This is a genomic window from Wolbachia endosymbiont (group A) of Epagoge grotiana (assembly GCF_947251775.1).
GTDB lineage: Bacteria > Pseudomonadota > Alphaproteobacteria > Rickettsiales > Anaplasmataceae > Wolbachia > Wolbachia pipientis.
Map to the genome: position 1 here is coordinate 364,518 of NZ_OX366387.1, position 12,527 is coordinate 377,044.

The following is a 12,527-nucleotide window of genomic DNA, read 5'->3' on the forward strand; positions in this document are numbered from 1 at the left end:
TTATGATTGCTTTACTACAACTTCAAATTTATCATCACCAAAATCCTTATTAATATACCAAGAACCATCATCTTTAGTTACAAATTCAAGACCTTTAAGGTCTTTTTTTATTGTCTTTCCATTTTGACCATCAATAGCGATATTAATATCGAATGTAATAATGTCTAGATTTATCATAGCTTCTTTCCCGCTGCACGAATTTAGACTGAACTTGCCTAACATGACATCATTAAAACTCACTTCCCCTGTATAGACATCACACTGACCGTCCACACAACACGTAGTTTCAATATAGAAAAGATCTGACATACAAAATACCTTAAAAAAAAGAACTAAACATATATGGCCACTACACCACACCGCTAACAAGTAGTAAAGCGTCGATAAACCTAAGTTACTTTAGCTACGTAGCCATAATACAGCTAGAAATGTAAAATTCAACAGTTAATTGTGTGATTAATAGAAAAGTCTTATTTAGTACACCTTATAGGAATGGCTGTTTAGTTTTTTTGTTAATCTTTTTTACCATGCTGTCAATCATATGCTTTATCCCTTGATATACAGAGTATGTACTTTCGTCGCTACGCATATAAGCAGAACAGGAAAATACATTATGTTCTTCGTCTTCTATTGATAACTCTGTATCGCATTTTATGTGCTCGCCGCCAAGCCTTTCTATCAACTGTTCTCTGTCATCTCCTATAGTTACCTTAACCTTACTTTCTTCTTTACCTATCTTGCTACTTAAAATTGAAACAATGATGGCTGGAGATATGCATATCGCTCCTATTGGCTTTTTTGTAACAAAAAATTCTGAAACTAATCTTTCAAATTCAGGCATTACTGTCACCATGTCTTTACTTTCAGCTAAGTCAGATAAATTTTTCGCAACCCCGTATCCACCAGGTACAACTAGCATGTCAAAATTTTCAGCTTTGGCTTCTTTTAAGTCATATATTTCGCCTCTTGCGATTCTTGCTGCTTCCACAAGTACATTCCTTTTTTCTTTTGTTGCCTCTTTTGTTCTATGATTCATAACTTGTGTGATATTGATATCAGGTGCAAAGCATTTAACATCCACTTCCTGCTGATCAAGCACAAGCAAACTTAAAACCGCTTCTCTTACCTCTACACCGTCAAGGTGACCACACCCTGATAAGACCACAGCAGCTTTTAATTTTTTTTCACCCATAAAGTACCTTGATTTCATATAATCTAGATATTTTAATACAAATTCTATATTTGGAAAGGGGTATGTTATATCAATTATAATATAATTAATGATTAGTATGTATAATTAGGCATATTTATAATCAACGAAGCTGAATATGGAATCTAGCAATAGTATGTTTTTTGACACTGACTATCCAGAACTAAGAAAAGCTATTTCAGATATAATAGAAAGTATTGCACAATCCTCACAAGAGGGGAAAAAAGAGTTATTTACAACCCTATCAGAACAAGTTAAAGGGATGAACCTCAAAGATTTAGGTTTAGCAATTAATGACCAAGGCTTGCAAAAGGAGGTAAATAAAGAATTATTTATAAAACTCATTGAAGAAGCACTTAAAGATTTAACTTCTGAAAATGTTGACTCAAAAATAATAGAAGAGGCGTTAAAATCTGTTAACCAACAAGCAATAAGTAATGTTATAAATAATAATAAAGGTCCACTGGACAATCTAGTCAATTATTTTAAATCAGCATCTGCAAATAAAAAAATTGGAATAGCTTCTGCCGTAATGGTATTAGGAGCAGCATTTTCTCCACTTATTGTGCTTGCTACATTAATAGCGCTTGTGGCTATTGGAGCACGTTATGTAGGAATAGGTAGAGTAAAGGCAGGGGAAAAAATAAAAGAAGGTGCGATTGATGCAGGAAAAGCAGTGAAAAGTTTATCTAAAAATTTAGGGGATAAATTGCCTGAGGTTGGGCCAAAAAAAGATAACTTTAGTAAATTATACAACAGTTTGGCTCAAGAGATTATAGGCTATAATATGTCCGAAGAAGGTGAAAAAATAAAAAACGCCCAGAGTAAAGCAAAGGTCATAGGCATGCTTCAAAATGAAGGGCAGCGATCTGCTATACAAGAGTTAGTAAAGAATGGAACTATTCAAAATTTTTCAGAAGATGACATGAAAAAGCTTAGAGAAAAAGGTACTAGTACTTATGAAAGTGATAAGGAAGCACTTGAGGAACTTATGGAGAAATTTCAATCTAAAATTATGGCCATTGGTGAGGGTAAAATAGAGGAGGTAGAAATAATGATTACGTCAGGAATTACGTCTTCATTTGTTTTGTTCCATTCCTCAAATTTTAGTAACTTATTTTTATTAGGAATTGCTACTTTATAATCTAAATCGAGTAAACTATGCATCAAAGGCACAACATCTATTTCCCCGTCCATTGGAATGTAAGCCGCAATTGTTTTGCCTTTAACGTAGCTTAAGTTCTGATTAAAGAGATTAATAAGGGAATTTGCTGCATAACTGGAATAACTTTCATCAATATCTTTTCTTATAGCTTTATATTGCTCTCTTATTTCCTTTTTGTGCTGTTTAATATCTTTGAACATGATCTATCCATTTCGCAGTAAGTTTTTCTTGTAAACTATTTTGCTTCAAACGCTCACTTAAAAAGTCAAAGTCAATAAACTCCATATCCTGGTCTTGATTACTGCAACTATAAACAAAACTTCTTTCTCCTGTTTTCGCATTTATATGTTGCTGCACACACTGAGCGCAGATTTCTTTCATCATACACTGCATAGGAGAATTAACTGATGATATTGCTATGTGGCCTGATTTTAGATATGGCTTTAAAATTGTTTTTCTAGCTTCATTCACAGCTTTCATCATTTTGTCAGAACCAATAGTGATAATTTTATCTATAACGTTCAAATTAATACCTAATCTTCCTTGTTGATAAGAGACTATTGCATCAACTATATTACCATGAAAGGATTTATCTTGATCTCTGCTTGTTTCTATCAATCCTTCTTCACATGCCCAAACTACTGCATTTGATGCACGCTCTATCAGTGCTCGTTTAAATACATCACTTAACTTCTTATAGCCAGCAAAGTACAAAACCTTGTTATTATTTTCAAGACATGCCTTCCCTATCGAAAATAACACTGCATTTCCAACTCCACCACCAATTAGCATTATATTCTTCATGTACTATTTTAACTGCATTTGTTCAAATTTTTTGAAATTTTATAGAACAAAGTAATTTATATAGTTCTATACACAAAGACAAGGACACTCTCTGACTTCAACTATACCGATAACTGATAGCTGCATTTTTACGCATATCATCTAATAACAAGTTGCTTTGTATCATAATCTTTTGTTGGTACATTTTCTGTTTGATTGCTTCTATACCCGCTACATTACTCTTGATATCACACAACATCATCAACTTTGCAGTGCCATTTTCTCTCAATTCTACTATTTCATTCACACTTGTTTTACTAAATAAAATCTGTAAATCAGGATTTAAATCTCGCATTTTTATTTCAAATTCTTTTGCGTTTGGCAGTTTAAAATTATCTGCCAATTTATCAAAATTTAAACAACTGACCTTTTGCTCCTTGAGATTATCTAATAAACTTTCTGAACCTTCAACCACAATCTGTTTTAATTTTAAAGTGCTTTCCAGCAGTGCATGATTAAGTTGTACTTTATCTATTACTTTTATAACGGAGTAACCTTCACTGAAACTGAATGGACCTGCTATGTCGCTGGTTTCTAATCCTTCTAAAACGCTCTTGAGTTTTCCTTTTAGCTGACTTAAATTAACTGTTGCTTTACGCATCTTTATTGGAGATTCTGGGTTATTACTGTTGCGTAATTTTTTTACTAAATCTTCAGCTATACCATAAACGTCCTTGTCTTTTTGATCAGGAATTATAAACTCTTGGAACGTGATAAGATAATCCGGCTTTTCTGTTTGCCTTTTTACATCATCTACTTCTTTATCGCTTATATTAATAAATGGCACAATTCTTACTTCAATAATTTTGCTCCACAGTAACTGACATTTTATTTGTTTTCTTAAAATACCAAGATCTATATTATGCTTCTCTATGTATTGATCAACTTCATTAGCCTTAAGTTTAAAACTTTGGGTTAAAAATAACATAATAGCATTATCTAACTCCTCGTTGCTCAATTTTATATTCAGCCTCTGTGCTTCATTGATAATGATAATTTCGTCTATTAGCTCCCTAAGCACTTGAGGCTTTGCTTCTTTTTGATTAACACTTTGAGTGCCAAACAATGAATTTATAAAGTTGATGCGTTTTTCGATATCTAAATTTGAAATTGGTTCACCATTTACATCTGCAACAATTTCAATCTCGGTTGCAAGCAACCTAAGTGGCAACACTATCAACAGTAAAATTAGTATTTTATACATACAAGTAAAGTTGTTTAGTTAATAACCAATTCTATAATAAATACTGAGTCAATGCTAGCCAACTTTTTAATAGTGATCTCAGTGACAATGGAAATAAAAACCATTGCAACAAAATCAGGTACGCTGGTAAATAGGCTAAAAACATGCTAATATAGCGAATTTAAACCGTGCTAAAAACAGTATACGGAAGGAGAGGGATTCGAACCCTCGATACGACTTTTGGGTCGTATAACGGTTTAGCAAACCGCCGCCTTCAGCCGCTCGGCCACCCTTCCAAATTTAGAACCTAAAGATTATATAATACCAAGACCTCTACCACCTGTCTAATGCTTTTAATTGCAATATTTGTATCTGTTCAGATGCATGGCTAATGCTGAAACAAAAATTCCAGTGCTCCCTTTCTTGTCATCCCAGTGCCCAGACACTGGGATCCAGGATTTTGATTAGCACTAAGTTGGTGAGCATATAAGTGTTATGTTAAAATACAACGTTTTTACGGAAAGTCTGGATCCCAGTGTCACGCACTGGAATGACATCGTTTACTATGTGCCATATTGCAATGTTCGTACAGTTGTGCGCGGTATAGATTCCGCTAACAAGTAGCGGAATGACGAATTTGTTGTTTTTCAAATTGTGGGCAAACCTAAGCCACTTTAGCTATAAATCAATAAAAACTAATTTCTGCTTTTTTCAATGATTTTCTTTGCTTCTTCCACACCAACCCATTCTCCAACTGCTACCGTTTTTCCCTTTTCTAGATCTTTATAATGAGAAAAGAAATGAGTAATTTTATCTAGTAGGCTTTTAGATAAGTCAGAATAGTCCTTTATATTGTCATAATAGCTATCAACACTGGAAACAGGCACAGCTAATATTTTCTCATCTTCTCCTTTTTCATCTTTAGTGAGTAATGCGCCTATTGGACGCACCGATATTAAAACACTAGATGCTAAGGGAAATTGAGTTAGCACCAAAACATCCACAGGATCACCATCACCTGCACAGGTATTTGGTATAAACCCATAATTGCAAGGATAAGTCATTGAGGTAGACAAAAATCTGTCAACTTGTAACAACCCAAGCTCTTTATTAAATTCATACTTTACAGGCTCAGCATTTGCACTTATTTCAATTACCACATTCACCGCATTTGGTCCCGCTGTTATTTTACTTAAATCCATAAATCACCTCTTAACTTAAGAATAAGCATTATACAATATGTGCTTTTAAGTTGCCACATTTATGTAGTTCTAAGCTTGTTTTGCATGGAGCGGTCCTAAATTTTCATTCGTCATCTTATTGACTGTTGAAAGTGGTGATTCCTGTGATAATTGAAATAAAGCATATACTATTACGATAGTAAGCACTGCAGCAATTACTAGATTAGCAAAATTATCCTGTGGTAGGACACCTTTTATTGGATTAAATAATTTTTGCTCCATAAAGAAATAATCAGCAACATATAACCCAACAGATAATACAAACATACCTAAAATAAGTTTACAGACTGTGTTTTTATGGTCTTTTTCTTTTTTCTTGCTGGTGATAGGATTTGGCCTACATTCATTCTCTTCTTGCAGCACTGAGTAGTATATATTATCAGGGCTCGTTATTAATTGTTCAAATTCATCACTATTTTGGTTTTTTAACAGTTGCTCTAGGGTGTTTTTTGTATTTATAGGATATATTAATCCATCCATTTTCAATGCTTTCTCTTGCCGATCCACATTCTCATGGTCGATTGTATATTTATCTCTACTTGATAATCCGATCATGTGTAGTTTGCCAGCTAAGAACATTATATAGCTCTCTATTAACTGATTCTCACATATCTCTAATACTTCTCTTTTTACTGTTTTGTTAGATGACGAAAGTTCTTTATAGTGACCACCCAAAGAAAAGAACAATGCTATATCTTTATCTGCTTTTATGTCATGAATGGAATAATAGCTGCTGATAACGCACTTATTTAATGCAAATTCTCTGTCATATTTGTTTAATGTATTTCCTTCACTTAGTAACTTTCTAAGACCAATGAGTACTTTATTTTCAAAATCTTCTTCTGTTTTAAATATTGGTTCTCTCTTTGGATTTGCTAAGATGTTAAGTAAATCTAATTTTCTTCCATCTACTACTTCATTTATATATTCATTTAACTCAGATCCTTTAATAACTTCATATATTTTATCTATGACATCTTTAGTATTCAGGTTATTGTTTTCACTTAGAATTCGATAAGCTAGAGCATAAATTAAAAACAGCCCTTGTAGACTAAATTTTAAGTTAAAATAGTAATCTAATTGTTCATCTTGCTTCTGTATGAATGCAGACAGACCTATGTGATTCCTGTGATCCATAAAACGATCTAAGTCAGCATGTTGAAAGCTACCTAAAAAAATAAATAACGTCTCTAATAAATTACCCTTACCAACAATTTTTATTAGTTCTTCAATTTCTTTTATCATTGCTGAAACCTATAATGTTCTACTTTATAGTATAAGGGATACATGGCAAAATAGCAATAAATGTTATTAGACTTCTTGCATAACCCAAACTAAGTAGAAAAAGGTATAGCTATACCGCCGCGGCACTAACAAGAGATCCCGCTAACACGCAGCGGGATACTATCTACACCGTCATACCGCGATTCATTCGCGGTATCTCTCAACATAGATCCCGCTAACAAGCAGCGGGATGACGAGACTTATCTTTATGCCGCCGCGAACCGTCATACCGCGATTCATTCGCGGTATCTCTTAGCCGCTAACAAGCAGCGGGATGACGGTTGTCGTTTAGCTACAAACATTAAGAAATTTACCAAATGAAAAAAAAGGCAAAAGAGGCCCCGTGGTTGGCTAATTACTTACATTATACTTTCAAGTATGGCGTTTTTTTATTCTAAACACTTAATAACCGCGATTTAGCTGCTTTTAAGCCGCAACTAATCTAAATTATAAACGTTAAGAAATTTACCAAACAGAAAAAAAGGCAAAAGAAACCCTAGGGTAGCTAGTTATTCACTATCCATTTTTTAAGTTGGCGTTTTTTAATGTTTTAAATGCTTTATAAGCGTATTTCAGCTTGTGTAGGTAAAAACCCAGAAATTTGATAAAGACATAGAGTGCACATAGTGCAAAAAATTAAACATGAGACGCCAGATACGTGAGTTTTTTTGTCATTTAATCTGTACAGAGAAGATAAATAAATAGCTTCAGTTTCATGATAAGGGGGCTGGCGGAGTTTGTCAAGCAAGTTTTTTTGTTTCTATTCCCAATGTTATATGGTTATGCAAGAAGTCTATTGTATGTTTACACTCTGCATTAAAGCTTTTAGTTAAGAGCATATCCATCCACCGCCAATTACTTGCTCATCTTTATACGCTACACAGGCTTGACCTGGACTGATGCCAAAGTAATCGTCGTTTAAAATGACACAGGCTTTATTTTTTTCGTCAATTGAATGTATTGTTGCTAAACTTCCCGCATGTGATGATCTCAGCTTCACAGTTACTTCCATACCTTCCTTTGGTTGTTCTAACCAATTTAACTCCTTGATCAATATTTTTTTTTGCATTAATACGTTGATCGGACCTACTATAACCTCATTATTTTCTGTATTAATTTTTATCACATAAAGAGGTTCATTGTGTGCGATACCCAAGCCCTTTCTTTGCCCCACTGTAAAATTTACTATGCCACTGTGCTCACCTAGCACTTTTCCATTCACATCCACAATTCTGCCTTTCTGTACGGATTGTGGAGCTAATTTAGCTATTGTTTTACTATAGCTTTCGGAAACAAAGCATATATCTTGACTGTCTGGCTTTTCAGAAATTTGTAAGCTGAAATATTCTGCTAATTTTCTTATATCACTTTTATAGAACCCACCTAGTGGAAATCGCAAAAGCTTTAACTGCTCCTTTGTTGTAGCAAACAGAAAATAGCTTTGATCTTTACTCTTATCAATGCTTCTACACAACTTTACCTCACCATTTTTTTCTAACCTTCTCACGTAATGTCCTGTTACGAGCACATCCGCACCAAGATTTTTTGTAACTTGCAATAGATCACGAAATTTTACCGTTTGGTTACATCTCACGCATGGTATGGGAGTTTCCCCACGCATATAGGTACTCGCAAAATCCTCTATTACTTCCTTTTTGAATATTTCCTCGTAGTTTAAAATATAGTGAGGAAAGCCAACACTTTCAGCTACACGCTTAGCGTCATAAATATCCTGTCCAGCGCAGCATGCACCCTTTCTTGCGTTAGCATTGCCATCAGTGCCATATAGCTGAAGAGTTACACCTATCACCTGGTACCCAAGGTTATGTAGCAGTGCTGCAGCAACCGAGCTATCAACTCCCCCGGACATTGCAACAATAGCCTTGGTCTGGTGCGGAGCTTTATCTTTTAGCAGAGGTTCAATTTCAAATTCTTTTAGCATAATCGCCTTAATTTATAAACGCAAATCTTGTGTCATTCCAACATACAACTGTGCAAACGTTTTGATTTGGGGGCAATTTACATAGTAGATGATGTCATGAAAGTAGCTGACACTGGAATCTAGCTTCTATTACACAAATTCATTAAAACAGCATATTTATTTGTAATCAAGTTTCCTGGATCCCAGTGTTAGCTACTCGGATGACACCCTTTTCTGCTAGAAGTTGCCTTCAAATTACTTGGTGCATGACACTGGGATCTCATTTATATTACATAATTCCATCAAAACAATTCGATAAACTACCTTCAAAAATAATTTAATCTTGCTTGAATAAAACATGGCCAAAATAATCCATGTTTTCAAGCACTTTTCCACTACCTAAGGCAACACAACAAAGTGGGTCATCTGCAACACGAACCGGTAATTTTGTTGTTTCACTGATAACTTTACCTAGATTACGTAATAATCCACCACCACCGGATAAAACTATTCCTCTATCGACTATATCAGAAGAAAGTTCAGGTGGAGTGCTCTCCAGCGCAGTCTTAATAGCAGAAATTATCTGATGTACAGGCTCTATTAAACTCTCTGCAACTTGGTATTCTGATAAAAGCATTTCTTTTGGCATGCCACTCACTAAATCCCTGCCCTTAATTATCATTCCCTCTTTGTTATTTTCACCTGGCAGACTGGCTGAACCTATGCTTTTCTTAATTTTCTCAGCGGTTGTTTCACCGATTAATAACTTATGATTTTCACGAATATATGATTTTATTGCTTCATCCATAATATCGCCACCTACTCTGGCAGAACGTGAATAAACAATTCCACCTAAAGAAATAATTGCAACTTCAGTTGTACCGCCTCCTATATCAACAATCATAGAACCCTCAGGTTCAGTAACCGGGAGCCCAGCTCCGATTGCTGCAGCCATTGGTTCTTCAATTAAAAATACTTCATTTGCACCAGCACTTTCTGCTGCATCTTGTATAGCACGCCTTTCAACTGGCGTGGATCCAGATGGAACGCATATGATAATATTAGGTTTATTAACAGTGAATTTTGTGTTTGCACTGCGTATGAAATATTTTAGCATTTCTTCCGCACTTTTAAAATCAGCAATAACTCCATCCTTTAAGGGCCTTATCGCCTCTATTTCTCCAGGCGTTTTCCCAAGCATCATTTTAGCTTTTTTACCAAAAGCATAAGGAACGTAACTTCCTTTTTCTTTTATTCTTGCTACAACTGAAGGCTCATCAAGCACTATTCCCTGATTTTTCTGATAAACTAAAGTGTTTGCAGTGCCAAGATCTATAGCAATATCGCTAGCGAATAAACCTTTGAAAGTGAAAAGGCTATAAAACTTTCCGGTTAATTTTCGAACAAAATTCATACATAACTCAAGAAAACCATTTATTAAGACAAATTATACTTTTCAGATAAGTAGTAAGTAACACACTCAACGTCTAAACCCTTACCTGTTACTTTTTTTAGCAGTTCCAGGCCACACTTTGCACTGTATATATTTTGAGATAACCAACTGATAAGTAAACTAAAATCTCCTTTTATTATAGCACTTAATGATTCGTAATGATTCTTTTTAACGCAAGAGAAAATCTGCACAGCAGCAATTAAAGCAATAATTTTTATAGGAAAGTAGCCCATAACACCGCTTGCCCAATATTCATCTTGAAAATAAGTGTTTAGCTCATTTTCAGCTTTTACTGGAATTTTATAGTGCTTCATACCTTCCAGCCACGCATCATGCAGGTCTTTGACTTCCAATGTACCATTTATTATATCTTGTTCTAACCTAGTTCTCAACATAATATGAGCTAACAGACTAAATTCATCTGCATTTTTTAAAAAAGAAGAAAGGTTTATTTCATTGAAAATCAAGTACAAATTTTCAACACTGCTAACTTTCTCGTTAGTTTTGCCTTTTATAGCAAATTTCTCTTTTATGTGTGGTTGAATAAACTCAATAAATTCTCTGGATGTTCCAATCATCCTTTCCATGAATAACCCTTGAGTTTCATACATAACATGTCTCGTAATTGGACTACTTATAGAATTTTGCGCTAAACATTTTTGATAAATTGCATAACCACTATGCCGTAAAAGTGAAAATAAACCATAACAAAAATCAGATTCATCATAATCTATAGGGTAGTAATAAGAAGTACGAATCTCATTTAGTGCAATACCCATTTGCTGTAAACATAATGAGCCAAGTTCAATCTGTTTCTGAGTAGCAACTTTTTGTATATTAGTAACCTTATCCTTATCCTTTTTCTGCTTTTCAATTATTTTATCTACATTTTCGCTAAAAAATTTGCCTACCTTGGGGAATACTTCCCTTATATTCTTTTCTGTGATATCAGAGTCATAGTCAGCAAGCAGTGAGTCGTATTTTGAGCATTTTAATTGCTGCGATTTTATAGAAGCTACTTCGCGAATGAGTGTGATTAAATCAGTAAAACGTTCTTTTAGTTTTTCTAAGTTACTGGTTTCAGAATGAGATAGCTTCCATAAATTTTGGCATTCAACCTTAGCTTTGGATAAAGACTTTACTAAATCAATAGGAACAGCACTGTTGCTTTTATGTATTCTCTCTATTAACTTTAGCTGCTGAGTATTTGCACTTTTTTTGTTACCAAGAGCATCTGCTAATGATTCCTTTATTGCGTCATGAGAGATAATTTCATGTCTGATTTCTTCTAGAAGACTCATTTGTTCAACTTTGTCCTCTATATTCAATTGGCTTTGGTTTAGTACTTTTAGCGTATTTTCGATATTCTTTACCCTATATAATACTTCCTCTAAAAACTTATAAGATTGCATATTTGTTCATTATTTTAGAAAACATCTGTTTAATACCGTAATAGATTAATAATAAAGTTAAAAGTATATTTGCTTAAAGTACAATAAAAAATTGTACTTTTTATTCTTTTATTGGATTTTTCTACTCAGAGTCCAGCATATTATAGGAAAATTAATTGTAAGGTTGTAGAAAAAGTATTTAGTATTTTATTTCTCTTGACTATATTACAATATGGAGAGATATTAGCTACTGAAATTAAAGTTACGCACTATTTAAAATTTATGGAGGTTTAGTAATGTGGAGTAGACTGGTTATAATGTGCTGTTTTTGTTTATTACTTACTGGTGTAAGTTCTTGCCCAAAAAAAGGAGCAAATACAACAAATAAAATAAATTCTGTTGTTAAGCAGATAGGTGATAAAAGAGTTTTCTTTGGTTATGATGAATCTAGTATTGCTGAAGTAAGTGCAGATGCATTACTTGACGTAATGGAGGTGTTACAAGATAACCCTAACGCGAAGGTTACTTTAACTGGTCACACTGACAACCGTGGTTCTCATGAATATAATCTTGCGCTAGGCGCTAGAAGGGCAGATGCAGCTAAAAAATTTATGGTTAGTTGTACACCCTACATAGAAAACAGAATAAAAACTGCTTCTAAAGGTGAAACTGAGCCTTTGGTTAATGTAAAAGATGATTCTAGAAATTCTAAATATGAAAAAGAGCATGCTAAAAATCGTAGAGTGGAATTTTCATTTTCTGGAATAAAGAAATAGTTTCTTGCATTAAAACCTGGATCCCAGTGTCAAACACTGGGATGACATAAAGAAAGGGCA

11 protein-coding genes, 1 tRNA gene and 1 pseudogene are annotated in these 12,527 nt (G+C 34.1%); 2 read left to right on the top strand and 11 right to left on the bottom strand.

Translation table 11 applies throughout. The features are described 5' to 3' along the window. On the bottom strand, positions 1–309 hold the full coding sequence (locus tag OPR50_RS01770) for a hypothetical protein (protein ID WP_010081942.1): 309 nt from the start codon (positions 307–309) through the stop codon (positions 1–3). A 175-nt stretch (positions 310–484) separates the two neighbouring features. Then, positions 485–1,192, bottom strand: a complete 708-nt coding sequence (elbB, locus tag OPR50_RS01775; protein ID WP_039963711.1) for an isoprenoid biosynthesis glyoxalase ElbB — start codon at positions 1,190–1,192, stop codon at positions 485–487. A gap of 136 nt (positions 1,193–1,328) precedes the next feature. Here elbB and OPR50_RS01780 point away from each other — a divergent pair, with 136 nt between their 5' ends. Further along, a complete protein-coding gene (locus tag OPR50_RS01780) occupies positions 1,329–2,354 on the top strand; it encodes a hypothetical protein (RefSeq protein ID WP_406830181.1) in 1,026 nt (341 codons plus the stop codon). On the opposite strand, the pseudogene OPR50_RS08530 reads toward OPR50_RS01780, so the two are convergent. The 9 genes and pseudogenes from OPR50_RS08530 to OPR50_RS01825 all read right to left on the bottom strand — a co-directional run. Then, positions 2,264–2,575, bottom strand: a pseudogene (locus OPR50_RS08530) (5-formyltetrahydrofolate cyclo-ligase); the annotation flags it as partial. The gene OPR50_RS01780 and the pseudogene OPR50_RS08530 sit on opposite strands and share 91 nt — an antisense overlap. Continuing rightward, positions 2,559–3,179: a ferredoxin reductase domain-containing protein gene (locus tag OPR50_RS01790; protein WP_182309699.1), complete on the bottom strand. Its 621-nt coding sequence runs from the start codon at positions 3,177–3,179 to the stop codon at positions 2,559–2,561. The gene OPR50_RS01790 and the pseudogene OPR50_RS08530, both read right to left, overlap by 17 nt. Before the next feature lie 97 nt (positions 3,180–3,276). Continuing rightward, the gene (locus OPR50_RS01795) at positions 3,277–4,422 is read right to left on the bottom strand and encodes a SurA N-terminal domain-containing protein (protein ID WP_182309700.1); all 1,146 of its coding nucleotides are present in this window, start codon (positions 4,420–4,422) and stop codon (positions 3,277–3,279) included. A gap of 184 nt (positions 4,423–4,606) precedes the next feature. Next, a tRNA-Ser gene (locus OPR50_RS01800) sits at positions 4,607–4,697 on the bottom strand. Between the two features lie 399 nt (positions 4,698–5,096). Next, positions 5,097–5,603, bottom strand: coding sequence for an inorganic diphosphatase (ppa, locus tag OPR50_RS01805; RefSeq protein ID WP_151807542.1), 507 nt, complete (start codon positions 5,601–5,603; stop codon positions 5,097–5,099). A gap of 69 nt (positions 5,604–5,672) precedes the next feature. After that, positions 5,673–6,887 (bottom strand): WD1261 family protein, encoded by a 1,215-nt coding sequence (locus OPR50_RS01810; RefSeq protein WP_264339702.1) that lies wholly within the window; start codon positions 6,885–6,887, stop codon positions 5,673–5,675. A gap of 868 nt (positions 6,888–7,755) precedes the next feature. Continuing rightward, entirely contained in the window at positions 7,756–8,868 is a 1,113-nt protein-coding gene (mnmA, locus tag OPR50_RS01815; RefSeq protein WP_182309863.1) for a tRNA 2-thiouridine(34) synthase MnmA, read from the bottom strand. A gap of 316 nt (positions 8,869–9,184) precedes the next feature. After that, positions 9,185–10,261, bottom strand: coding sequence for a rod shape-determining protein (locus OPR50_RS01820; RefSeq protein WP_007548791.1), 1,077 nt, complete (start codon positions 10,259–10,261; stop codon positions 9,185–9,187). A 23-nt stretch (positions 10,262–10,284) separates the two neighbouring features. After that, positions 10,285–11,712: a gluzincin family metallopeptidase gene (locus tag OPR50_RS01825; protein ID WP_264339690.1), complete on the bottom strand. Its 1,428-nt coding sequence runs from the start codon at positions 11,710–11,712 to the stop codon at positions 10,285–10,287. 275 nt (positions 11,713–11,987) lie between these two features. Here OPR50_RS01825 and OPR50_RS01830 point away from each other — a divergent pair, with 275 nt between their 5' ends. Further along, positions 11,988–12,467 carry an OmpA family protein gene (locus OPR50_RS01830; protein ID WP_182309861.1) on the top strand — a complete coding sequence of 160 codons (480 nt, stop codon included), beginning with the start codon at positions 11,988–11,990 and terminating at the stop codon, positions 12,465–12,467. Positions 12,468–12,527 lie beyond the last annotated feature (60 nt).